The 26,281-nt window shown below is 42.5% G+C and carries 14 protein-coding genes and 1 pseudogene; 11 read left to right on the forward strand and 4 right to left on the reverse strand.

All coding sequences use genetic code 11. The features are described 5' to 3' along the window. Positions 1 to 3: 3 nt before the first annotated feature. From mtaC to mtaA, 4 genes and pseudogenes are all read right to left on the reverse strand, one after another. Positions 4 to 768, reverse strand: a complete 765-nt coding sequence (gene mtaC / locus AC20MK_RS06555; protein ID WP_487355074.1) for a methanol--corrinoid protein MtaC — start codon at positions 766 to 768, stop codon at positions 4 to 6. 120 nt (positions 769 to 888) lie between these two features. Beyond that, on the reverse strand, positions 889 to 4,239 hold the full coding sequence (locus AC20MK_RS06560; RefSeq protein WP_487355075.1) for a PAS domain S-box protein: 3,351 nt from the start codon (positions 4,237 to 4,239) through the stop codon (positions 889 to 891). Positions 4,240 to 4,525: 286 nt separating this feature from the next. Further along, a complete protein-coding gene (locus AC20MK_RS06565) occupies positions 4,526 to 6,184 on the reverse strand; it encodes a methylamine methyltransferase corrinoid protein reductive activase (protein WP_487355076.1) in 1,659 nt (552 codons plus the stop codon). Between the two features lie 149 nt (positions 6,185 to 6,333). Further along, positions 6,334 to 7,350: pseudogene (gene mtaA, locus AC20MK_RS06570) on the reverse strand (methylcobamide:CoM methyltransferase MtaA). Between the two features lie 669 nt (positions 7,351 to 8,019). On the opposite strand from mtaA, the gene AC20MK_RS06575 reads away from it, so the two are divergent. The 11 genes from AC20MK_RS06575 (at position 8,020) to AC20MK_RS06625 (ending at position 26,273) form a co-directional block, all read left to right on the forward strand. After that, positions 8,020 to 9,405 carry a sulfatase-like hydrolase/transferase gene (locus AC20MK_RS06575; protein ID WP_487355077.1) on the forward strand — a complete coding sequence of 462 codons (1,386 nt, stop codon included), beginning with the start codon at positions 8,020 to 8,022 and terminating at the stop codon, positions 9,403 to 9,405. Positions 9,406 to 9,452: 47 nt separating this feature from the next. Next, a complete protein-coding gene (gene pheA / locus AC20MK_RS06580; protein WP_487355078.1) occupies positions 9,453 to 10,307 on the forward strand; it encodes a prephenate dehydratase in 855 nt (284 codons plus the stop codon). Positions 10,308 to 10,367: 60 nt separating this feature from the next. Beyond that, positions 10,368 to 11,261 carry a DUF7502 family protein gene (locus AC20MK_RS06585; protein WP_487355079.1) on the forward strand — a complete coding sequence of 298 codons (894 nt, stop codon included), beginning with the start codon at positions 10,368 to 10,370 and terminating at the stop codon, positions 11,259 to 11,261. Between the two features lie 157 nt (positions 11,262 to 11,418). After that, entirely contained in the window at positions 11,419 to 12,393 is a 975-nt protein-coding gene (locus AC20MK_RS06590; protein ID WP_487355080.1) for an AAA family ATPase, read from the forward strand. A gap of 57 nt (positions 12,394 to 12,450) precedes the next feature. Continuing rightward, on the forward strand, positions 12,451 to 13,332 hold the full coding sequence (locus AC20MK_RS06595; RefSeq protein WP_487355081.1) for a DUF58 domain-containing protein: 882 nt from the start codon (positions 12,451 to 12,453) through the stop codon (positions 13,330 to 13,332). After that, complete coding sequence (locus tag AC20MK_RS06600; RefSeq protein WP_487355082.1) at positions 13,332 to 15,203, forward strand: DUF7408 domain-containing protein; 1,872 nt, start codon at positions 13,332 to 13,334, stop codon at positions 15,201 to 15,203. Before AC20MK_RS06595 ends, AC20MK_RS06600 begins: the two co-directional genes overlap by 1 nt. After that, positions 15,200 to 17,641, forward strand: a complete 2,442-nt coding sequence (locus AC20MK_RS06605; protein ID WP_487355083.1) for a vWA domain-containing protein — start codon at positions 15,200 to 15,202, stop codon at positions 17,639 to 17,641. Before AC20MK_RS06600 ends, AC20MK_RS06605 begins: the two co-directional genes overlap by 4 nt. A gap of 146 nt (positions 17,642 to 17,787) precedes the next feature. Continuing rightward, the gene (locus AC20MK_RS06610) at positions 17,788 to 18,531 is read left to right on the forward strand and encodes a hypothetical protein (protein WP_487355084.1); all 744 of its coding nucleotides are present in this window, start codon (positions 17,788 to 17,790) and stop codon (positions 18,529 to 18,531) included. A 177-nt stretch (positions 18,532 to 18,708) separates the two neighbouring features. Continuing rightward, positions 18,709 to 21,114, forward strand: coding sequence for a phosphoenolpyruvate synthase (gene ppsA, locus AC20MK_RS06615; protein WP_487355085.1), 2,406 nt, complete (start codon positions 18,709 to 18,711; stop codon positions 21,112 to 21,114). Positions 21,115 to 21,496: 382 nt separating this feature from the next. Beyond that, positions 21,497 to 22,624 carry a HEAT repeat domain-containing protein gene (locus tag AC20MK_RS06620; protein ID WP_487355086.1) on the forward strand — a complete coding sequence of 376 codons (1,128 nt, stop codon included), beginning with the start codon at positions 21,497 to 21,499 and terminating at the stop codon, positions 22,622 to 22,624. Positions 22,625 to 23,210: 586 nt separating this feature from the next. Further along, a complete protein-coding gene (locus AC20MK_RS06625; protein ID WP_487355087.1) occupies positions 23,211 to 26,273 on the forward strand; it encodes an ATP-dependent helicase in 3,063 nt (1,020 codons plus the stop codon). Positions 26,274 to 26,281: the final 8 nt, after the last annotated feature.

Here is a 26,281-nt window from a genome sequence, read left to right on the forward strand (position 1 = left end):
TCCTCAGTGTTTATGGAACTCCTTCCTGAGCTGGCTAATATTCAAGCCGTTGATGATAGCATCTGCGATCTTTGGTACGTCAGCAGCTTCTTCACAATAAAGACCAAGTTCATATTGGGATACAAAATCCTGTGTTACTGCACCGCCACCACACACTACAGGCACATTAATATCACTTTCAAGTAAACGGGAATTTACATCCTTGAAGCCAACCATGGTTGTCGTCATTAACGAGGTTCCAGTAAGCATAATGGGATTTTCCCTTTTGACAGCCGCAATGACCTCTTCCACACAGACATCCTTTCCAAGGTCTACAACTTCATACCCCTTAGCTCTGAGAAGAACGGTCACGATCTTCTTGCCAATATCATGGATATCCCCTTCCACAACATAGGAAACGATCTTACCCTTGTATTCATGTTCCTGACCGGAACGTTCTTTGCAATATTCGATACCTTCCATCATTGCCTGCGCTGAAATTATGACATCCGGAAGGTAGAGGACACCGTCATCATAAAGAGTGGAAACTATTTCCATACCCACCATCAGTGCATTGTTAATAAGGTTCAGTGGGTCAAGTCCGTTATTGATCGCATTCTGGATACTTTCCACGACCTCGTCTTCGTCCCCCTCAAAGACAGCCTTTGCGACCTCGCGTATATTCTCTTCCACAGGGAATAATTTCTCAGCCACCTCTTCAGGGGTCATTTCCTTTTCCACTTTTACATTATATCGTACTAATATACGTTGAGGATTAATATCGATCACAATTTAGCCCTCCATTAAAATAATTAATATAAATGCCTACAAATATACTGATTTGATAAGATAAATGCAAACATGTGACAAGAACATTGTTTGTCAGGCAGACAAAGCATGCAGGTCCTTTCAATTTCTGTCAACCTCCCTACAGATAGCAATGATCGCATCCTGACGATTCCATTTACCCTTTTTTAATCTTGTTTCCACAGATAAAAGCATGCCAGAGCCTGTAACCAAAGGTAAACTGAACTCGATCTTATTACCTGCAAGTGCATCCCCAAAGTGACTTGCTACTTCGAGTACCTTATTATGCGGATGCATCTTTATAAAATTCATACCAGTGATCTCTTCTTTTGAGTGAGCTAGTTTTTTCGAGACTGCCTCATTGCTGTAGAGTACACAACCCTCACTGTCCAGAACAAGGATCAGATCCTCAATACCATCAACAAGGGATTTAAGGTCGTTCTGGTTCTTTTGCATATCGACTTCCGTTTCAATGCGACCGATGATGGAACCCATCTGTTCAGCAACTGTTTCTACCGATGTACGAATATTGTAAGGCATTTCATATTCAGTACGCGATGCAAGGAAAAGAACAGCCACTTCTTCCTCTTGATATTTCACCGGGATCACAGCGGTTGCCAGCAGCCCTTCATCTACCCTGTTATCACGCTTTGTCACAGGATAGATATCGGAATACATTTTGTAGAGCGGATAACCCATCATGAAAAATCGACTCTGCATGGAATCTGCTGCATAGTGAGAATTATTTTTTACAAAATCTTGTGAAAGTCCTTTGTGGGAGATAAGGTTCAATCCGCCATTGTTCTTGTCTATCAGATAGAGACTACCAGAATCGATATTTTCTATATGTAAAGCAAATTCCAGAAGCTGGTCAAAGGTTTCCTGAAGATCCCCTGAAGGAGTGAAGAAATTACCTACCTCAGACTCAATATTCAGGAACTGATTGATTCTTTTACGCTCAGTTATATCCATGATGATACCCTGTATGTGGACAAGATGACCTTCCTCATCATACTGCGGAGTGGACCTCTCAACAACCCATCGAACATCATCAGACCTAGTGATTATCCTGTATTCGAGACGATATTCTGAAGCATTTTCTGCAAATTTCCGGGCAAAATAGCTGTGCACCCTTTCCGCATCAGAAGGGTGAATAATGTCGCCATATTGCAGTTTTCCAGAAAGGAAATCCGACGGAGAATATCCAAATGTATCAATGTTCTCAGAAACGAATTCAACTGGCCATCCCGACTGAGCATTCCAGAAAAATACAATTGCAGGACTGCTTTTGATAACCGTTTGCAATACCTTTTGTACTTCCAGTGCATCAAGCAGTTCCTGTTCTTTCTTTTTCTGCTCAGTTATGTCACGTATAATAGCCATTACAGCAGGCTTGCCCTGATCATATATGCGTGAAGGACTAATCTCAACCGGAACAGTATCACCCTTACGGTCAAGTAGATTGACCTCGAATTTATTAGAGCTGCTCTTCTGTTTTTCCATTATCTTCGAGAACTGCTTAGTCACCATTCGCCGATATTCAGGTGAAAGATAAGAAGAAAAACTGGAGTTATGTACCTTTTGGGGAGTAAAGCCAACGATCTCACAGAACATTGAATTTACAAATTCCAGCACATCATCACGAATTATGATAATGCCGTCATTCCCGTTCTTAACGAGATTTGAGTACTTTTCTTCCGACACACGCAAAGCTTCATCAGCTTCCCTATGCTCGATCAGTTTTTTCATTTCCTGGATCAATAGTGCCAGGTTACGAGTATCAAGATCATCATAAGGAGAATCTTTGTTGCCAACTCCCAGAACGAATCGCTCACCTTCTTCGTTGGAGACAGGGATATCAAAATGACGTGTGATCGTACCGGTTATATTATGGTCATTTTCCATTTCAAAAAGATCATTAGAGTAATTTGAGAGCAAATATTTCCCGCTTGAGCTCACTTTGATAACCCTGGTGGAAATGTCAAACGGATAATCACCCAGGTCCTTGCTCAATTTGTATTGACCCTTATCGTCTGTTAAAAGGAGGAAGACCATGTCAAAAGAATTGTCTTCACGGACACTGACAAGATAACCGATATTGCTCTGAGTGAGCTTTGCAGCAGCCTCCAAAGTGAAATTTAATATATCTTCAATGGATTCATCGGACATCTGGTTGAGTTCAAGAAGCGTCTCAAGACGGGACTCGTTTAGGTGCAGAGAACGTTCACCCATCTTCCTCAGGGTGATATCTTCAAATATGCCCATCCCACCCTGCAATGATCCATCTACGATCAAAGAACTGAAAGTGACATGCAGGATAGAATTATTGTCATTTACAATTATGTGAACATCATCCTCATAGTTCCTTATCTTTCCCGAGATCACATCACTTATATCGCTACGAACATTTTTGTCACTGAAAAGATCGAGGACATTATAGCCTGTTATCACATTCCTTAAGTGGTCGAATATCTCATTGAATACTTCATTTGAATTCGTTATAATTCCTTTCCGGTCAAAACGAACTATACCTATGGGAGATTTTTCGAAGATGATCCTGAAGTTCTTTTCAGTATCAACAAGAGCTTTCTCTGCTTTTCTTTTTTCTCTAATGTCATTTAAGTTCAGCATAACCGCAGATTGTCCTTCGTATTCAATGTAGGAATTAGTCATCTCCACAGGAATTTCACCTTCAGTAAGCGAAACAATATTTGCTTCATAAATATTGGAGTCGTTCTTCTTGCTTGAAAGACATTTATTGTATTTTTTGGAGACCATTCTGCGATATTCAAGCGAAATATGATCAAGGAAAGGCGAACCAATGATATCGTCTTTTGACGATCCAGTCAGTTCACAGAACTTCTTATTTGTATACCGTATTTCATTGTCAAGGACAACAATTACCCCTTCATTGCCTTTTTCGATCAACGTTGAATATTGACCTTCGTATCGGGCAATTCCTTCTTCCGAGGTTTTCAATTCGTCAATATATTCAAAGGTAACAAGAGCAACACAGCTGCCATCGTATCTGATCTGCCTTCCGTTGATCAGCACAGACCTTGTACCGGCATTGATAAAAGGATAGGTTAGTCCAAAGTCCTCAAGTAAAAAACCTTCTTTACAAACTCTGCTAAGCCTGTCAAACAGCTCAGGTGAATTTTTCTTAAAATCAACAAATATGTCAGCATCATTTCCCAAGAGTTCGGCAGGATTGATCCTGAACATTTTGTAGAATGAATCATTCGCATATAATAGGTTCAGATCAGGATCAAGTACCATAAGAGCTTCTTTCAAAGATGCTACAATAGCCTCGAAATAGTTTCCAGGATCATCAGAAAAAGAGAAAGAACTACAGCTATCAGATTCTGATATTTCATCAGATACAACTTTAGATGAAGTCTTTTTGACAGATATATTACCGGTCTTTTCCATGGAACTGTATATCTTATACATCTCCCGTTTTTGCGTTTTTTTGATCTAAACGACCTTTTGTTTTTGATAATGGAATTTGTTTGTTTCAATTATATATTTGTTTTGAATCTTATTACAAGTAAATACAAGTAAACAACCCATTATCTATATCTTATCTTCCACAAAGATAGAATATCCATATTTTGATGATATTTCTGAACGAAAGAATTATCTTAAATCAATGAATAAATAAATTTGCTCACATCTAAGATCTATAGTAGCTTCCTTCGATCCAATCTGTTTACTTTTTAGATCTATATCCAGTACGTCAGTACAACAGGTGTGAGCAAATCGTTTCATATTCTCTCCATAAACGTTCTTCTACTACTTTGAGAAAATGCCAGTCAAGGACATTTTCCGGGCATGAATGAATACATTTCTGACAGTGTGCACCGTCACAAAGATCAGTCCTTATCCTCACAGACCGATCCTCCTGTTCCAATGCACTATTTGGACACACATCCACACATTTCTTACAGTCGGTACAACCATCCATATCTATTACCAGAAATGTACCTATCTGGTCGAGCACATGAAGCCCTTCGTCCCCAAGATCCGGAATATCTTTCTCGACACGTTTTTCGATCTCTGGCTCCCGATTTACTTCATCAATTGTAGGAAGACCTTTTTTCTTAAGATATTTTTTCAGTGTTTTGAAAGGCATGCCTTCGTTCCAATAGGAAAGTTCAAGAATGTAAGCATCCTTGAATGCTTCATCCATTGCAAACATTACATGTGTGCCAACAATCTCTACTGCGATCTCCTGAAGGTCCCATAACCGTTCTTCTGAAAGAAGGATCTCCCTTGCAACAATAAGAGAAGTGTTCCCTATCTGGCAGATATTAGAGACATTGTAAGGTATCATGCCGATACGATGAGCTTTTATCGCATCCATATAAGTACCGGCAGCACCGGACATGTATGCGACCTCCACATCTTCCATTGCAATATTCGCAGCATTACATAATGTCACATGGCCGGCACGTATCGCACCGATAGCCCTTCCAGCTTCAGCAAGGTCCTTTTCTGTGAAATGCAGATCATCCTGGAGGTATAGTTTTTTATCAGGCGTATTTATATTTGGTAATTGGATGGTCCCATTTTTTATGGCCTCATCGATAAGTGCAATAACGCCAGTACCTGTGATGCCGATAGCATGCACATCACCATTTTTGAGAACATCACCGTTTTTATAGTTGACAAGGGAACCAATGACAGTGTTCATTTCCTCATCAAGAACGTAATTCAATAGATCCCCATTGTTAAATTCAACATCTGAGATCACAAATGGCCGTGCAATACTTCCGTCCCCGATCTCCTGACCTTCAAGTGCAGGACCGGCTGCTGCAGAACCTGTGAATATAACATTGCCGACCTTTAACGCCATTTCCGCATTGGTACCATAATCGGTTGCAATGGCTATCTTATCAGATTCAAGCATTCCGGACTTTACTATCAATGCAAGAGCATCTGCACCGACCTCGTGTTTGATGGCAGGAGGAATAACTACTTTACAATTAAGGAATTCAAGGCCTTTTACCTGAGTGCTGTCAATGATACAAGCATTCCTTTTTTGTTCCTCGATATTCATCAGCTTCTTTTTTCGCTCTCCTGCATAGGCAAGGTCATCGATAGGGATTCCCTGGAAAAATGATAATTGTATAGGATTTCCACATATTGCGATCCTCTCAACAAGTCCACCTTCCGGTTCAAGTTCATTCAATATGTGAATGAAAGCATTGATCACAAGGTCATGAGCTTTGTCCTGACCATATGTCATGGCAAAATCCAGATGATCCATAACGTTCGCACCGGGCAGAGGATTTCTCATTGTGATGACCGTTCTCTGTATCTCACCTGATCCAAGGTCTATTTTTTGTGCCCTAAAACCACTTGTACCAAGATCTATTGCAATTCCTGTTCGCATAGTATTACCTTCCTGCCTGATCGATCAATGTGAGCAACAATTATTGACAGATGATCATAAATAAATAAATAAATAAATAAAAGGTCCTGCAGAACAAGACCTTTCCGACTGGGTGTTAAGATTTATTAGATAGTCCGTTTGTACAGATATTATGCAATATACTCGTCCCTTGCTTCGACAAGGGCTTTAACATTCTCCACAGGAGTATTGGGTGCAATGCCACATCCTGGAGAGAGAACAGCCACACCGTCTTCAAGAGCATTCTTTGAATCTGCTTTGACCTTTTCCACATCACCCGAAAGTAATGTGAACGGACTGGACACATTGCCAACGATCACAGCCCTGTCTCCGACAGTTTTAATGGCTCCTTTAAGGTCAGCTACCTTTTCCTCAATGCTAAGTCCTTCGAATTTACAGTCTGCCATCATATCGAGAATAGGAGTCACATTTCCACAAACATGAAGCACCATCGGACATTTGACTCCTTCTGCAAACCTTGCAAGCCTTGGCTTAAGCATCTTGTCAAATGTTTCAGGGTTCATGAGGTCAGGGGATGCTACAGGATCAGGCACACATATCACATCTGCACCAGCATCTGCCAGTGCATTCGCATACACTATGCATGCATCTGTGGCAAAGTCAAGGATGGTCTCGAAGTCATCCGGTTTCTTGATAGACCATTTCATGAACTTCTTTACACTTACAAGATCGGATGCAAGGGTAACAGGTCCTTCCATACCAGCTACCAGAGGAATTTTATCTCCAACTTTGTCGATGATGATCTTTGTTGCATCAAGTACAGCAGGTATTCTGCCATTGCTAAGAAGGTTCTCGGGCATCACTAGGTTGTCAACGCCTTTATGTGGGTGATCAGTTACAGATGGTTGTCTGTTCTTTGTTCCCATATTAACTTCACAACCCATAGCTTCTGCAAGAACTGTCAGACAATATGGATACCTTACAGCTTCCAGGCCTGCGATCTCGTGTGATGCTACGGCAAGTGTTGCCAGCTTATCTGCATCAGAATGAGCTTCAGGCCACTCTGCACCGGTCTAATCCATAAGATCAACTATAGCGGTCTGTGTTACAGAGACTACCGGGATCTTATCAACTGGTTCGCGGTTTAACGCGTTCAATAATCTTTCTTTTGGGTTTAAATCGGTCATTTCGATCACTCCTTCATAATTCAAGACCCGGTACAGCCGGATACTGATATTTTTAGATCGTCGTTCACACCATCCAATTAATCCAGAGATGGAACAACTGATATTGGGTAACTATACCCAAATTTCAAACTGAAATTATCATATATAATCATTTGTATGTTTAATATTTAGTATAAATAGGTTACTATATAGTACATATTTTTAAATGTATTAGTTATCAAAATAATTGCGCCTATTGATTTTGTTTTTATTAAAAATAAAATTTTCTTAAAAATTATTGCATAATCCAATACCAATATACTTATATATTATACTCTAAAATTTGAAAAATAAAACTAATATAAAAACAAAGCTACTATTAAAAATCTATAATTTAATAGATAAAATTAAAAAACAATATCAATAAACGTAATTTATAATAATAATAATTAATTATTTAAAATATAGATATTTTATAGTAGAAAAGTACATATATAAAATTATAAAATACCTGACAATATTAGAGGAAAAAAACAAAAAACAACATCTATTTTAAAAAAATGTCAAAGAGATGAAATATAATTAATTATATTAGTCTAAAATAATATTGCAGTGATCGTGAAGAACGTACCTACATTAAACCATAATTTAAAAAGAAGAGCGATCTTAGTTCTATTTTGTCTTATAATAGTGCAACTTTCAACTCCTGTTGTGGCACTCACCCCAATAGAGGTCCAAAATATAGAAACAGATAATGGAGCTGTTATACTGATAGTTGATGGTCTCGGAGCAAGCTACATATCTCAGGAAAAGATCCCGTATGCACTTGACGGAAGCCCTTTGGAAAAGCCAGAGATTCAAAATATTTCAGCACTTGCAAAGAATGGACTTCAGGCATTCAATGTCCTAACACCATCCACAGAAGGTGAAAATGGGCATTCCGTGATCATTACAGGAAATCCCGGAGCTACCTCTGCAATGATATCACATAATGATGCCACCATCTATGATGTTGCCCGCGAGAATGGATACATTATGTTCGCAATACTGGAAAAGGGTGACACGAACGAACTTCTTGCAGAACAGGATATTGCCATATATGATAGCACCACATCGATAAATGATCCGCAGATGGAAGTCTTGCTCAATGACCATATCAGTCAACAAGATGCCGAGATGATCTTCGATGTTGAAAAGATATTCAACGAATATGCCATTCTGGCCCCGGCCTATGTACAGCAGTATAAGGAAGGAGAGATCGAACGCTATAACGCTTACAACCTCTGGGGGATCGAAACAGCCCTTGAGGTCATTGAACTGATGGAGCAATATCCTGACCAGAAATACATACTGACAATAAATATCGGTGCCATTGATACTGCCGGACTTTATCGCAGAAATGAAGGATATGTCGATTGTATCGAAGAACTCGACATCATGGTACAGCCCCTTATTGAAAGAACGGAAGGTAACAACCTTGCTTTCATACTAACTTCTGACCACGGGATGTCATTCCAATCAACTGACGGACGTGGTGGCAGCAAGTCCGGAAAATATGCAACCTCACCGGAAGTGCTTCAGATACCCTTCATTGCAACATCATCCAATATCGAAAGAAAGATCATTGATGAACAGCTAGGTCAGGAAGATATTGCTCCCACTATCCTCAGTATCCTTGACCTGCCGAACGAGCTCCGATTTTCGACTGGTAATCCGTTTGCCACTAAAAGGTATGCTAATTTCAAAGTATTACTTCCGGAAACCGGAAGTTTTAGGATAACTTCGGACAAACAGACCATTCTGGAAACAGAAGGGGATAGCGAGTATGTTATTTACGGACTCGAAAAGGAAAAGGAATACATCATCACTGCTGAACTTTCCGGAAATCATGAACAGGTACATGAAAGAACCATCTTTGCTGATTCTGATAAGGTCATTCGATTCGATGTAGATAAAGAGCCGGATAAAAATAAGGATATGATACCCAAAGGGATGCGAAAGATCATTGGTTCGACACTTATTATAGGTATCAATCTGACAGGGCTTGCAATGATATTCAGGGTCGTTAAAAGTTAAAGCCTGCCATCACAAACTATTTTTAAGAGGCAAGCCCATTTGCACCGATGATCGTTGGCGTACTCGGGCCTGCCGGATCCTACTCGGAAAAAGCAGCAAAAGGCTGGATAAGCAAAGAATCAAAGACGGAGGGAACATCCCTTGTCTATTATGATGACATAAACGATACTTTTGCATCAGTCATCAATGGAGATTCGGACATAGGAATAATACCAATAGAGAATTCCATAGAGGGGTCCGTTGGGATCACGCTGGATCTGTTGCTTGATAGCGATATGACCATCATCGGGGAAATAGTTGTACCCATCGAGCATTGTCTTCTCTCGAAGGGTGAGATGAAAGATATAAAAATAATAATGTCACATCCTCAGGCACTGGGCCAATGCAGTAAGTTCATAAGGGAACATTTCAAGAAAGCAGAAATACGTACGACAGGAAGTACATCCCATGCTGCTAAACTTGCTAATGAGTTCTGCGAGATGGCAGCCATCGCATCAAAGGAATCCGCCAGAGAATATGGATTGAAGATACTTGTCCCCAATATTCAGGACTGGGAGAAGAACCATACACGCTTTATCGTCATAAAAAAGGGCAAGTGGCAGGAAGATGAGGTCTGCACAACTACAAACGATACATGCAAGACATCCATCATTGCTGATATCGATGAGGACAGACCTGGTTCACTCTATGAGATCATAGGGGAATTCGCAAAAAGGGACATTAATCTGACCCGTATTGAATCAAGACCATCGAAACGTTCTTTGGGGGATTATCTGTTCTATATTGACATAGAAGGAAGTACATGCGATGCAGTTATAAAAGATGCTTTATATTATATAAATTCGAAAGTATCTATGCTCAAGGTCCTTGGTTCCTACAATGGATACAAGCTGGATAACTAAAAAAGTGTTCATATAAGGTATGAATGTTCATTCAAGTTTGCTTTAAAGAGGATAGTGATCATGGATATTGATAATTTTGTAGAGAAACAGGAAGCTACGGTCAATAAATACCAGCGTATCTACAAGATCATCGATCTCACTATAATTGCACTGACCTTGTTCACTATTTTAAAGATACTGAATATAGACCAATTTATCCTTACATTAAGAACATTTGAACTTTACGCAGATTCTACCTATGGCCCTTCGGGGATGATCTCAGCAGGAGAACTTCTCCTTGCAGCTATTTCTATATTGTTTGCCATCATCCTTACCTTTGCTTTCCATTACAGGGACAGGAAGGTACTGTTGATACCATTCATAGAGGAACGTTTTCCAGTACTTCACGAAAAGCTCAGGACTGCCTTTGACAACAGAGAAGTGCACAATATAATTTCAGACGACCTGATGGGAAATGTACTGGATGTGGCATCTAAGATCGACAATTCAAAGCTTATTGAAAAGAAAAGGCTCAAGAAGAGCATGGTACTCCTGCTAGCAGTTCTTGTTATGTTCACCACCATAAACGTAATGGATTACAGGACAGAGGTCACACCCGAGGACATCAATAGCTTAATAGATGAGATACCGTTCATACCCTCAGCAGAGAATGGAACCTCCCCTGATGAACAGTTCGCACTTGAAGGAGAAGGAGACTCAGGGGGAACCAGTGAGGACCTTATCGGAGAGACCGCTATCATCGTGGTAGAGGGAGAAGAGGTCGACCTCTCATTGCCACCGGGAGCAGGAACAGGCTTTACTGAAAGTGGAGATGAGGAATCACTTCCACCTGAGTTTGAGAGTTCATCGGCATATGAGGTTGGAAGGATATCATCACCTGCTTACTATGAGCAACTGCCGGAAGGATATGAGAGTATTATAAAAGAATACTTTGAGCAGATGGCTAATAACTAAAGCTCATATAGCCACATAATGATAATAAATATACCAATGATTTTATTAATATATCATTATTATTAAATTAACATCGACGCTCATCGATACATCACATTGACATATCAATTTACACCACCAATAAATTTCACCAATTGCAATAAAAGGAGAACACCACATGAATTCCAATGATGCAAGGTCAGGAAACCTTGAACAAACTTACAGAGGTGCTGGTGATGCATTTACAGCACTTTTCAATGAGATATCCAAGGTCATAGTAGGACAGAAGGATACGGTAGAACAGATAATCATTGCGATCCTTTCTAACGGACATGCACTGATGGAAAGTAACCCCGGTCTTGGAAAAACACTTACAATTTCTACTATCTCCAAGACAATGGACCTTGGGTTCAGTAGGGTCCAGTGTACTCCTGACCTTATGCCGGCAGATATCACAGGCACACACTTTATTGAAGAGACGGGCGGGAAAAAAGAGTTCAAATTCGAGCCAGGACCCGTCTTTGCCAACATTGTCCTTGCCGATGAGATTAATCGTGCCTCCCCAAAGACACAATCTGCATTGCTTGAAGCCATGCAGGAGAAACAGGTCACAGTAGGCAACGATACATTTATCCTTGACAAACCTTTCTTCCTGCTTGCAACCCAGAATCCCATAGAAATGGAAGGAACTTTCCCATTGCCGGAAGCGCAGCTTGACAGGTTCCTTTTGAAGATCGTTCTGGACTATCCTTCATTTGAAGAAGAAAAAGAGATCGTCAGACGCTACACCAAGTCTGACGAACCGCATGTGGGCAAAGTGCTTGACAAGAATATGGTATTGCAGCTCCAGCGTCTTACAAGGGACATGCCAATTGCAGATGATATAAAAGAAAGAGCCATCAAGATAGTTATGGCAACCCGTACATGGAAGGAATTTATTGAGGTCGGAGCTTCCCCAAGGGCATCTATCGGAATTATTCTGGCAGCAAAGGCTCGTGCATTGATAAGGGGCAGGAACTTTGTAAGCGTTGAAGATATTGATGCAATGGCATATCCGGTATTAAGGCACAGGATCATCCTCACTTTCGAATCCGAAAGACGTGGAATATCACAGGATCATGTGATAAAGGAGATCCTTGCCAAAGTTAAATGATAAGCATCGTTAAGTCTGAGAAGGAAAGCCTACAAACAACAATATGATGCTTGAACCATGAGTGACAGAAAACACCGTATAGATGTGGATTTCTTCCGCCAGCTTGACCGCTTTACTTTTCTGGTAAGGAAGCGGGTCTCCAGTGCTTATGCAGGAAGCAGACGCTCCCACAGGAAGGGACAGGGGCTCGATACGATGGGCTATGCGGAATACCACCCAGGAGATGACCTAAAATCCATTGACTGGAACGTTTATGCAAGGTCAGAAAAGCTATATGTAAGGGAATTCGAGGAAGACAAATCAGTAACCACACACATACTTCTCGATTCAAGCAATAGCATGGACTATGCCCTTGACACTGTCACAAAGTTCGAATATGGTGCAATGCTTGCTGCCGGCTTTGCATACCTTGTCACAAAGGATAACGATAAATTTGGCATATCCACCTACTCCGAAGATATCGCCATATCCCAGACGCACAGAGGAAGACGGCATTTATTAAGGGATATCGATAAACTTGCGGAAGTGGAACTTAAAGGTCAGACAGCTCTTGACCACTGTGTCCAGCTATATGAAAAGATGATAAAGTCACGTTCACTCGTGATCATCATCTCAGATTTCATGGAAGACCTCAAATCCATTGAATCAGCGATCTACAGACTTTCAAACCATGACCTTATTCTCATACAGGTGCTTGACCCTTCCGAAAGCGATCTGTCAATGCACGGTCATGTCAAGCTGATGGACCTTGAGACCAATGATGAACTGAAGACCTATCTAAGTAATAATTTCAAGGACAAGTACCAGGAAGAACTACAGGCACACATCGATGGCATACAGAACATCTGTAACCACGTAGGTGCTGATCTGTATACATTCACGACCGATACGCCCATCTTCGAGGCGTTCTTCAATGCCATCAACAGGAGGCACATGTAATGCCTTTTGCTAACATACTCGGACTTGCTGCACTGGCAAGTATCATCCCACTTATCATATTGTACCTGTTACGCCCAAAACCTCTGGAACTGAAAATACCTTCCCTCATGTTCCTGATGCTTGCAGAGAAGAAAAAGAAGAGATTTGCATCATTGAGGCGACTTATAAAGGACCCGATATTCCTTGCTCAACTGCTCATTTTGATATTGATCTCCGTTGCTATCGCCGGACCGTTCTATACCGCTGAGGAGGAACTTAGCGGCGAACATACGATATTCGTTATCGATGCCTCGGCCAGTATGAACACTGAGGGCAGGTTCGATAGTGCCACTGATATTGCCAAGACCTATGTCAGTAAGAAGAACAGCATAATACTTGCAGAGAACATTCCGGTGAATGTGCTGGAAGCCGGCGGTTCTTCAGCTACTAAGAACGCCCTTGACAGCCTTACTCCAAAAGGTTCTGTTGCAGACCTGTCCAGTGCAATTACCAATGCCATGAGAACCCTTTCCAATGAAGGAGGTAGGATAGTTGTCATCTCAGATTTTACTAACTGGAAGGGAGAAGACCCTGTGTCGGCCATGAGACTTGCTGAATCCTACGGACTGAAAGTGACCTTTGTAAGAGTAGGCTCACCAACTGACAATGTAGGTATAATTCAAGGCTGGATCGATGCAGAGGAAGAGGGCTACACTTACAATTGTGTTGTCAAGAACTACATGGAAACGACACAGAACGTCAAGATGATCATCGACACACCGGGAAGCCAGAACAAGAAGAGTGTGACACTTGATATTGCCCCATTTTCGACCAAGCAGTTCAAGCTGACAGACCTTGGAACCGGCATTACGGAGATAACGATAGACAGGGAAGACAAACTTGCAGTCGATAATACTGCCTATGTATCAATTCCGGCAAACGTGCAGAACGAGCTGCTCCTTGTTACCGATGTAAAAGGCTCGCCATCGTCAACTGCCCTTTCGCTGCTACCGAACATAAAGGCCACCCAATCCAATAACGTGCCTGCCGACCTTAGTGATTATAAGGTCATTGTTGTCGATACACAAAAAAGGGCAATAACCTCTGAAGAAGCTGCAAGGCTTAATACTTTTACCAATAACGGCGGGAACATTCTTGTTATCGCCTCGCCCACACTTGACCCGAAGAATGCGAACATCGACATGATGCAATTGCTTCCTGTAAAGATCATCGCCACATCAGAGAGCAGTAAAGGTGTGGCACTGAAGGTCGAACAGGAAACGAGGCTTACAAAAAAAGTGAAGTTCGAGGATATAGCCGTCTACACTTATCTGAACTCTACCATCAGGTCTGATGCAGTGTCCCTTGTTGATACTCCCTCGGATATACCCATACTTGCATATTGGAATGTAGGTGACGGTACTGTCATGTACCTCGGATTGAGCGATATGCTCGGAGAGGAGGCATGGAACAACTTCCACAACCTTCCGGAATATCCTGTGTTCTGGGCAAAGGTTATCGCATGGCTTGGAGGTACTGGCGACATAGGAGATTACAATGTCCAGACCGGTGCCGTTTCAGCATTGTCAAAGGAGCAGGAGGTCACAACTCCTTCAGGTACTATGACCACTAGCAGATTGCTCTATGATGAAGTGGGTGTCTATGAGGTCGCCGGCAAAAGAATAGCCGTGAACCTTTACGATGATATGGAGTCCGATACCACGATAGACTCCTCGAACGTCCTTGAAAGAGCAACATCGAATGAAGGTGGCGATACCATAAGGCAGACCACATATACTGCAAATAAATACATTGATATCTACCTAATCATCATTGCCATGCTGCTGGTAGTCCTTGAGATCCTTATCATTAGAAACCGGGGTGAACTATGACCTTCACGTTCGAACAACCATTGATGTTTGCATTGATAGTGCCTGTAATAATAGGAGGCCTTTTCCTTCTCAGGGAAGGAGCAAGAAGACCAATTATCATCTCACGCATGATAGTGCTCTCACTTCTGGTAATCGCACTTGCATCTCCCACTGCCATTGTCAGTGATGTGACAAGTGACGAGAACCCGAACCTTGTGGTGATCTCCGATGAGACCGCCAGTATGAGCCTGTTCGAGGAAGGTGTGGGAATGAACGTCTATGAGTCGCTCACAGCCAATACTCCGACAACGTTCATCCGCCTGACCGGCGAGAGCACATCCCTTGGAGATGCCATCGAACAATATTCCACCGGAGACAACCAGATAGTGCTCGTCAGTGACGGTAACAGCAATTTCGGAAAGGACATTGACGAATCCCTCCAGTATGCAAAGGAGATGGGTACGACAGTTTATTCCGTTGCACCAGACCTCGAAAGGAACGATATAAGTGTCCAGATGCTTGGGGACAAGATCGTGGTCATCGGGAACGAGAACCAGTTCGATATACTGGTATCCCAGGCAGAGGAAGATGAGATCAGATACAGCTTTGAGGTCTATGCAGGGAACACACTCATCAGAAGTGGTACTTTCACACAGGAAACACGCACAAGGACAATTCGTGTTCCATTCACTTTCAGAGAACTCGGTGCTCAGGAGATGAGAGTGGAACTTAAACCGCTGACCGAGGATAAAGATGACATCAACAACGTGTACTACAAGTCCGTCTACGTTGTTCCAAAACCTAATATCAATCTGATCACAAGCGATACAGGTGCACCCCTTGGAAATATACTGTACAACCTATACGATGTCTCGAATTCAAAAGAATTTACCGATCTTGACAATAAGAAAACCGTCGTACTTGATAATGTCAATATGAGAGAACTATCGGAAAGTGACATTGATAAGCTCAAGGAATACGTATCCCAAGGCAATGGCCTGGTCCTGGTAGGTGGCGAGGCTTCGTTCGACCGTGGGAACTATCTTGATTCTTCCTTTGAAGATCTGCTTCCTGTAGCTTCAAGGCCCACTGACTGGAAAGGTGGCAGAAGCATTGTTCTCATACTTGATGTTTCCCAAAGCACAGCTGCCCATGAAACGCTCTCTGACATTCTCGGCAATGCTATATTCATACTTGAGAACGAGAACCTCAGGGATGCATATGCAGGAGTTATCGCCTTTGGAAGCGAAGGTGTCGATGTTTCCGATGGTCTGGTATATCTCGGAACACATTCAAATCTTGAAAAACTTGAAGAAAGTATCAGTTCACTTGCTCCAGGTGCTACAAGTGACACATCCCTTGACCAGGGTCTTTTGATAGCACAAGAATGGCTTGAGACCGAATCAGGAGAACTTGACATTATAATAATATCAGATGGTGGTTTCGCGCAATCATATGATGAGAGCCTTGCAGTAGTAGAAGAGATACACGATGAAGGGATCGATTTCTATTTCATCCACATCCATGAACAGGGTGCTCCTTCACAGTATGACAGATCTGGAAACCGTTATTCAGAGGAATTAATGAAGAGTGTGGACGGAACATATTTCTTCATTGAGAAGGGGGAACGTGCGAACCTTGTATTCGAGGATCAAGAGATCCCTGATGAGGAGGCAGAAGATGTTCCACAAATAACATCATTCCCGCTTATAGAATACAATCCAAATCACTTCATCACCCGCAACATCGAGATCGAAGGTAACATCACCGGTTACAATGACGTTACCCCAAAACCAGGCGCAGACAGAATAATCATCACAGCCACCGGTAAACCGGTCGTAACCACATGGAGATACGGACTTGGCAGGGTAGCAACCATTACCACGGATAACGGCAGAGGTGGGCAGAACACATGGGCTTCCCAGATTTATTCGGGTAACAATTCAAAGCTCATATCATCTACCATGAACTGGGCTATCGGCAATCCGCAGGTAAAGGAGGGCACTGTCGTTGAGGCTGAGGATACATGGTTCGGAACTCCGGCTACGCTTTACATCACCCATTACGATGGGAACACACCTGTCTTGAGATACAAAGGCGATACCCTTGAACTTGCGGTCACCGGAAGGAACACCTATGAGACCACGATCGACCCGAAGAACATTGGTTTCCACGATGTTTCAGGCTATCCGATAGCTGTGAACTATGCCATCGAGTACCGTGATGTAGGCATGAACGAGGACCTTCCTGTATCCATCAAAGCAAATGGCGGTAAGACATACACCGAGAATGAGGCTCTTGCTCTTTTATTAACTGATGCAAGAGGAAATTCCCTTAAGAGTGTACAAAGGTCCGAAAGCCAGAAGCTTTACTTCCTGATCGCTGCATTATTACTGTTCCTTGGAGAAATTGCAGTAAGGCGCATAAGGGAGATCAGGGAATCGAAAAAGGGCGATTAAAGGCGGAGTCAAACCGCCTTCTTTTTTTAAAAAAACGCATTCAGAAGACTACAAATTGAACTGTAGTTAAAGTAATGGATATATAAGAAGTACTCATTCTATCACCTGAAGCCAATTAATAACATCATATAGCCCAAGGTGATAAAATGAAAAACACATACATACCATTATTTGTACTCCTCGTACTCGCAGTCATAACTGCCGGTGCCACGATAATGAATGCTAATGCAGATGAAAAGATACTGATAGACAACGGTGGGCTGGAAGCAGAAGGTCCAACTGCTGATGGTGGAAACAACGACGAACTGCAGCCTCTGAATACCATTGCTACTATCATCGGAATAGAAACATGGGATGGTACAACAGTTCTCCTTCTGGACCAGGATGAAAGCGACATTGGTGAAGGTTATCCATGTGACATCTATCTGAAGATCGGCCAGGAAACAACCATTAAAGACAGCAATGGGAACGAACTCACCATTGAAGACCTTGACAACGGAACAAGGATAGAAGCATATTACGGACCTGCTACAACCAGAAGCCTGCCAGCACAGAGTGCAGCCGTTAGCATTGTCGTCCTTGATGAAGACGAAAAACCGGGTGTTCTACAGCCTGTAAAGACCATCGGGACAATTCTTGGAACTGAAAAATGGACCAGCAGCACAATGGTCCTTCTGGATGAGGACGATGTTGAGATAGGTGAAGGATATCCATGTGACATCTACCTGAGTATCGGCGAGCAGACAACAATTGAAGACGAGAATGGAAATGAGTTGTCTGTTGAAGACCTCACAAAAGGAACACGCGTGGAAGCTTACTATGGACCTGCAGTTGCAATGAGTCTGCCCCCACAAAGTGGAGCTGTGAGCATTGTGGTTCTGTCAGAGTGAGATAAGAAAAAACAAGTGCATGGATACAAAGGTGATCAGCTTTTGTATCATACCTCCTCTTTTTTGGAATCAATTCTATCAACTATATCCCCTTCTCCAAAAAGTCTAATACCCATAGAAATTAATCTAATTAACAGTTAAAAAGAATAGTTCATTCTAATAACTGGGGGTTAATCAATGGGAGAGAGCAAATACATTAGATGGTTCGAAGAGATACGCATAGAGGATATACCTTCTGTGGGAGGTAAGAATGCCTCACTCGGTGAGATGTACCGGGAACTGACCGAGAAGGATATTAAGATACCAAACGGTTTTGCAGTTACAGCGGATGCTTACTGGCATGTCCTGGAATCTGCAGGTGTGCTGCAAGAACTCAAGGATAGTCTGGAAGGACTTGATACAAACGATGTCACTGACCTTGCTGAAAGAGGGAAAAAAGCAAGGAGCATAGTACTCGATGCCGGGATACCGGATGATCTCTGGGAAGAGATCAAGGAAGCTTATGACAAACTGAGCGAAGAGTATGGATCTGAGACCGATGTAGCGGTTCGCAGTTCTGCAACAGCAGAGGACCTTCCAGATGCTTCATTTGCAGGGCAGCAGGAAACCTATCTCAATGTACACGGCTACCACTCCCTGAAAGATGCATGCAACCGGTGCTTTGCTTCTCTTTTCACGGACAGGGCGATCTCCTACCGTGTGCACCACAAGTTCGATCACTTCAAGGTAGGGCTGTCAATAGGCGTCATGAAGATGGTACGCTCAGACCTTGCATCCAGCGGGGTCATATTCACCATAGACACCGAATCCGGGTTCGAGGATGTTGTATTCATAACAGGCGCCTACGGTCTTGGCGAGAACGTCGTGCAGGGGCTTGTCAATCCGGATGAGTTCTACGTATTCAAGCCCACCTTAAAGGAAGGTTATGCGCCCATAATCAAGAAGAAGCCAGGCAGTAAAGAGATAAAGATGATATACGGACGTGGAGATTCCCGCATACTTACCCGTAATGTGGAAGTCCCGCTTGCAGACCAGAGAAAGTTCTGCATCAACGATGATGAGATACTCCTGCTTGCGAAATATGCTGCTACCATCGAAGACCACTATTCCAAAAAGAAAGGCCAGGCTGTGCCAATGGACATAGAATGGGCAAAGGACGGCAACACCGGGGAGCTTTTCATTGTACAGGCAAGACCTGAGACCGTGCAGTCAAGGAAAAGAAAGGATGTTCTTGAGACCTATTACCTTGATGAGAGGTCGGACGTTCTCGTCACTGCCAGAAGTGTAGGTGATAAGATAGCAACTGGTACGGTGCATGTGATCGATGATGTGTCCAAGCTTTCTTCTTTCAAACATGGGGAGATACTGGTAGCTGACACCACCACTCCTGACTGGGAACCTATCATGAAACGTGCGGCTGCCATCATCACCAATAAAGGTGGAAGGACATGCCATGCGGCTATCGTCAGCCGTGAGCTCGGGGTTCCGGCAGTCGTGGGTGCAGAGGATGCAACTGAAAAATTGAATAACGGTATGGATGTCACAGTAAGCTGTGCTGAAGGGGATATAGGCAGGGTCTACGAAGGTATACTGCCTTTCCACATAGAGACCGTTGACCTCAAGGGTCTGGGAAAGACAAAAACCGAGATGATGATGAACCTCGGCAATCCGGAAGAGGCCTTTTCCCTTTCCATGATCCCGAACGATGGTATCGGCCTTGCAAGACTTGAGTTCATCATCTCGAGTTACATCAAGGTCCACCCAATGGCACTGATCCATCCTGAAAAGGTTGAAGATGAGAGTGTGGTTGAGGAAATTGAAAAGCTCACGGCAGGATATGAGAGCAAGGAAGACTATTTCGTGGAAAAGCTTTCCCAGGGTGTAGCGACCATTGTGGCTTCATTCTATCCGAAACCCGTAGTGGTGCGCATGAGCGATTTTAAATCGAACGAGTATGCAAGCCTGATCGGGGGAGAATATTTCGAGTTCGAAGAGAGCAACCCCATGATAGGTTTCAGGGGAGCATCCCGCTATTATGATGAACGCTACAGGGAAGGATTTGCACTTGAGTGCAAGGCCATGAAGAAGGTCAGGGATGAGATGGGACTTACAAACCTTATCCTTATGATACCTTTCTGCAGGCGTGTGGAAGAAGCGGAAAAAGTGATCGCTGAAATGAAAAAGAACGGTCTGGAAAGAGGGCAGAACGGCCTGCAGGTATATGTCATGTGTGAGATACCAAGCAATGTGTTGTTGATAGATGAGTTCAGCAAATACTTCGATGGTTTTTCCATTGGCTCCAATGACCTTACCCAGCTGACCCTTGGAGTGGACAGGGATTCTGAGATACTGGCCTCTTCTTTTGATGAAAGGGATGAAGCTGTGAAGAAAATGGTTTCCATGGCAATTCAGGGAGCAAAGAGGAATGGCAAACACAGTGGAATTTGTGGTCAGGCACCCAGTGATTTCCCCGAATTTGCAGAGTTCCTTGTGAGAGAAGGTATCGAATCGATCTCGCTCAACCCGGATTCTGTGATGAAGATATCATTGAAGGTCCTAGAAACCGAAAAAGAGATGGAATGAAAAGGAGGGAATAAACCTCCTTTCTTTTTTTTGATCAATTCCTTTTTTACTTGGACTTTATATTTTCTTTTACATAGCATCCCAGCATATTGACTTTCGTTCACGTTTTCTTAATGGAATAATTGCTGTACATCTAAGTTATTCCTAGTCAGTTAATGAATGTTTTCGAATTTATATACCTTGTATTTTTTTGTTACAAATTTGTACAGGGAACTTCTTACCATTAAATTTTTAGATAATCAATTCAAAAGATCATAACCATAATTTCAACTACGGTTATAAAAATTAATTAGAATATATATTAGCAATTAAGCGATTGATTTAAGTATCACTGAGATAGACTTGTATATAAATAAAATTATTTTTGAATGGAGCAAAACTTATGGCTATAGAAAACTATATCAAAGACCTTGACAGCGACATCCGCTCAGTAAAGAAAAAAGCAGAACAAGAACTCATCAAACAGAGTCCTGCTGCTGCAACCGCACTCATCGAACAACTAAAAATATACAATACTCCCAGAAAAGAGAAACGTATTCGCAATCTATTAGAAAAGATGGGAAACACTTCTATACAGCCCCTTATCACTGAACTGCAGGACCCGGGATCAAAAATTGCTAATGACATTACCCGCATCCTCGGGAACATGGGCAATCTGACCCTTGAACCTCTTATTCTATTGTTACAGAGCAAAGACAGATCATCCCGTCTTAGATCCTTAAAGGCTATTTGTTACATTGATGATCCAAAGACACTACCCGTCCTTCACGAACTCCTAAATGACCAGGACATTGAGATAAGGACCATGGCAGCAGAAAAACTGATTGAAGAAGATGATGAGGCTGCCTTGAACACTATTATAGAGATACTCAAAAAGCAGAACGTTAGCATCTGCTTGAGTACGGTAAAAAAACTTGACCAGCTTACTGATGAGAACGTCACTGAACCATTCTTCAAGTTAATGTCCAAAAGTGATCGGGAAATTGCCACTGAAGCTGCAAAAGCTCTTCATAGAAGGAATGATCCAAGAGCAGTTGACAGATTCATTGAAATGCTTGGATCTGATGAGCGACATTACAACAGTATTGCTTTTGCTGCAGATATCCTCTCTCAGCTCGGTGATGAAAAAGCAATAAAGCCGCTTGTCCACTCGCTGAGACTTAACGGGCCACACTTTTTACTCAAAAAAGCTGTACAACGATCTCTTGCATCATTCAGAACCAGGAAAGCAGTTGAGATCATTATTGATTCAGTGAATGATGAAGAAACCTTTGTGAATAAAAGGATATGTGAAACACTTGCAATGATGCCGAAAACTCTCACGGTTTTACCACTTGTGAAAACATTGAAAAGCGAAAATGTGACTGTCCGTTACTATGCGACGAAGGCCTTGGGACTTATAGGGTCGACGCGTGCACTGAAGGCACTTGAAAGGGTTATCGAGGATGTATCTGAAGATTCCGATGTGAAAAATGAAGCTAGGAAGGCATTAAGAGTTCTGTGCCAGTGACAAACAGTTGTAATGAAAAGAGAAAGATAGCTTAAAAAATCTGGAAGCGAGCTCTAGCTCCTTCCACAAGTTATCGTATTTGAAACTGTTAAAATTACCACATGATAAAAGAGGTAAAAAATATGAAGTGGGTAGTGGATATTTAAAGAAAAGATATTGTGATGGACATCAGGGATAATCAATTCTGATTAGAAGCTCACAGCAAAACTATACATCTTGAAATTAGGTGGAATATTGTTTTTTTAATTATTGATAAGTTAAGGGCCATCTTAACATCTCCATTCATACAAAAAGAATATTAGTGGAAAATGTAGATGGAAATACCGGATGATGGATCTTGTATTAACTGTGTAATGTATCTGAGCCATGGTGATAATCGATTCTACGCAGAATTATCAAGAAACAATCTTGGAAGAATTGCATATGTTTCAGATAGTTATTTAAAGAGTTACTATGTTTGGACTAGTATAATTTGTTTAATATCTAAATAAGAATCATTCCAAAAATAGCAGAATTGAATATGCTCAGTGGATCTTAGTACCAAGAATAATTTCTGGCAAAATGATAGGGATGTAGGAGTATCAAAATGGAATCCAAGGGACTTAACGAAGGACAATCCAAAGCTGTTGATCATACTGATGGCCCCTTGCTAATTTTAGCAGGACCAGGATCTGGCAAAACGCTTACTATAACAGAGAAGGTTGTCAACCTTATTGGAAATGGAATATCTCCAGAAAGGACATTGGCATTAACATTCTCAGAGAAGGCAGCCGGGGAGATGCAGGAGAGGATCGAAAAGAAAATTGGTGTGGGAACCGGGATAACCGTATCCACATTCCATTCATTTTGCAATGACCTGATTAGGGAATTCTCTCTTTATCTTGGAATAAACCACAATGTGAGGCTTATCTCAAAGGAGCATTCCCATGTTTGGGGTATTAACAATATCGATTCTTTTGGGTTTGAATATATTGAGATTCCTTCAAAGCCTTATGACCTTATAACCAGTATGCTTGAGGGTGTATCCCAGTTCCATGACCATCTTATTTCCCCTTCTGAGCTGCAGGATCATATCGACAACCGATTAGCCAGTGAACCTGATCTCGATGAAGAGAGAAAAAGTGTTCTGCAGTTGCTCAGTGACCTTGCCAGGTTCTATGAACATTATCAGCAGTACAAGAAAGACAACAACTTCATCGACTATGATGATATGATCAACATTGCCTGTAACCTCCTGCAGGATAACGAGGTTGTGAAAAATCAGGTAAAAGGTCGTTACGATTACATCCTTGTGGACGAGTTCCAGGATACGAACTATGCCCAACTCTACTTCATACATCTGATCGCAGATGGGAATAACCTGACCTGTGTTGCAGATGATGACCAGTGTATCTACAGGTTCAGGGGTGCCTACCTTTCCAACATAAACCAGCTCCAGGAATACTATCGATCTCTTGAAAAAATCCCTCTTGAGACAAATTACAGGTCAACCTCACAGATAGTGGAAATATCACAGCAGCTCATAAAGCACAATCCTGAAAGACAGGAAAAGAACCTTGTGTCCCACAAAGGTGATGGGGATAAGGTGAAGGTGGTAAAGACCCCTGATGATATCAGTGAAGCTGAATGGGTGGCCAATGAGATAAACAGGCTTGTAAATGAAGAGGGACTTGAGCCGAACGACATTTACATACTTACCAGAAAAAGAGCCGATGGAAAGAAGTTCAACGATGCTTTGAAAAGCAAAATGATACCTGTGGAGTACGTTGGCAGTCTAAGGCTAACGAGTTTCCCTATAATACAGGAAGCTCTGGCTTACATACATGTTGTTGCAGATCCATTCAACAACGGTATTGCTTTTGCAAAGATCTTTGCAAGGGAGGGTGTGACCGAGCATAACCTTCAGAAGATAAACATCCTTGCCCGCAAGCTGAGCAGGAAGCATAAGCTGGAAGGCGATGGGATATACTCTGTTCTTCTTGACCATCTTGATGAGATAGCTATCACGCAGAAAGACCTTGTCCGGTCAATATTGGCCAGGATCGAGGGAATGCTGGACTTCAAGAAGAACCATCTTCCATCTGATACTGTAAAGCATTTGCTGATGGAGAAAACGGACCTCTACCGTTCCCAGATGCATGAGGATACGACAAAGTCCAGGAAGAACATCAGCATCCTTAACTCGCTTGTTGGGATGGTGGAAGACCTTGAACTTGTCGATGGAGGTTGTGAGTTCGAGACTGCTATGGAACACGTAGGACTTGTTTTCGGGCTGGACATAAAAGATGGTGAGTCCAGTGAAGAGAACACTGTCAAGGTCATGACAATACACCAGTCAAAGGGCAAAGAAGCTAAGGTCGTGTTCGTTTGTGATATGGCTGCAAGACACCTGCCTCTGACCCATATGAAAAAGCCTTTCACAGTGCCTTCCCAGCTTGCAAAAGGTGCTCAGAGGGACGAAGAGGAGAAGGTGCTGCATCTTGAAGAGGAAAGAAGACTTGCGTATGTTGCAATGACCCGTGCCAGGGAACATCTGTACCTTGTATTCCCGGAAATATATGCCGGGAACAAGAGAGGTGCGAAACCCAGCGAGTTCCTGGAACAGATCAACTACATGTCCAATCCTCTTGTTGAGTATATAGAGACTGAAGAAGCAGACGTGCAAGAGGAGCTAAGCATGGAATCCCCTCTGAAGGTCAAGATGGATGAGTACCAACGGCTGGCCAGCATGTATACCAGGCAGGGTCAGATCAAGGAGGCTCTGGAATCCCTTGTGGTACTTGCACAGCTAAAAGAGGTCGAGCTCAATGGAAATCTTGCCACCTTCGATCTGGATGATCTGCTAAGGGTGAACCCTAAAGAGCCAAAGGAGATAGAGGATCTGATCGATGACCATGTCCCACCACTTGTTGATCCGGACATGCGGTTCTCTGCCTCAAAGATAAAGGAATACATGGATTGTCCTTTGAGGTTCAAATACAATTCAGTCCTCAACATACCGACTCCTCAGAAAGCCTACTTCCAGGTCGGTACTGATGTGCATTCGGTATACGAACAGCTATCAAAGCTCAAGATGCAGGGCGAATCCATAGACCTTAAGCTTGCCAACAAAATGCTTGATGATATCTGGGATGGCTCAGCTTTCCCCTCAGATACCCAGGAGCAGCAGGAACTTGGAAAGATGGAACAAATGCTTGAGTTCTGGCTCGATCTTGAAAAGGATTGTAAGAATGAGACCGTTGAGGTCGAAGAATGGTTCGACCTTGAACTTGATGGAGCCCACTTTGCAGGACTCATCGACCGACTCGATAAGACCCCTGACGGAGAATATGTTGTTATCGACTACAAGACAGGAAAGACCACCACCAGCAAGAAGAAGCTGAAAGAGGATGTCCAGATCGCACTATATTGCCTTGCTGTGAAGGAAAAATACGGCAAGCTCCCAGTTCAGGCAGGACATCTGTATGTGAATCCAGGTGTTGAGGAACTCAGGCTTGTGGATGTTTCTGAGAAGGATGTGGAGGCTGTGGTTCAGAGGATCAAGACGGCAGTTGCAGATATCATGGAGGAGGACTTTGAGGTGAAGGAAGAGCCTAATTGTTTCTTCTGTGATTATAAGGGCATTTGTGAGTGGTTGAATGGGAAGTAAATGAATAA

The sequence above is a fragment of the Methanococcoides sp. DA23 genome, assembly GCF_057593895.1.

Coding starts and splice junctions, on each gene's coding strand:
- ppsA (WP_487355085.1), top strand. CDS start 18,709: ATGGGAGAGAGCAAATACATTAGATGGTTCGAAGAGATACGCATAGAG.
- AC20MK_RS06565 (WP_487355076.1), bottom strand. CDS start 6,184: ATGCGAACAGGAATTGCAATAGATCTTGGTACAAGTGGTTTTAGGGCA.
- AC20MK_RS06585 (WP_487355079.1), top strand. CDS start 10,368: ATGGATATTGATAATTTTGTAGAGAAACAGGAAGCTACGGTCAATAAA.
- pheA (WP_487355078.1), top strand. CDS start 9,453: ATGATCGTTGGCGTACTCGGGCCTGCCGGATCCTACTCGGAAAAAGCA.
- AC20MK_RS06595 (WP_487355081.1), top strand. CDS start 12,451: ATGAGTGACAGAAAACACCGTATAGATGTGGATTTCTTCCGCCAGCTT.
- AC20MK_RS06590 (WP_487355080.1), top strand. CDS start 11,419: ATGAATTCCAATGATGCAAGGTCAGGAAACCTTGAACAAACTTACAGA.
- AC20MK_RS06560 (WP_487355075.1), bottom strand. CDS start 4,239: ATGTATAAGATATACAGTTCCATGGAAAAGACCGGTAATATATCTGTC.
- AC20MK_RS06620 (WP_487355086.1), top strand. CDS start 21,497: ATGGCTATAGAAAACTATATCAAAGACCTTGACAGCGACATCCGCTCA.
- AC20MK_RS06610 (WP_487355084.1), top strand. CDS start 17,788: ATGAAAAACACATACATACCATTATTTGTACTCCTCGTACTCGCAGTC.
- AC20MK_RS06605 (WP_487355083.1), top strand. CDS start 15,200: ATGACCTTCACGTTCGAACAACCATTGATGTTTGCATTGATAGTGCCT.
- AC20MK_RS06625 (WP_487355087.1), top strand. CDS start 23,211: ATGGAATCCAAGGGACTTAACGAAGGACAATCCAAAGCTGTTGATCAT.
- AC20MK_RS06600 (WP_487355082.1), top strand. CDS start 13,332: ATGCCTTTTGCTAACATACTCGGACTTGCTGCACTGGCAAGTATCATC.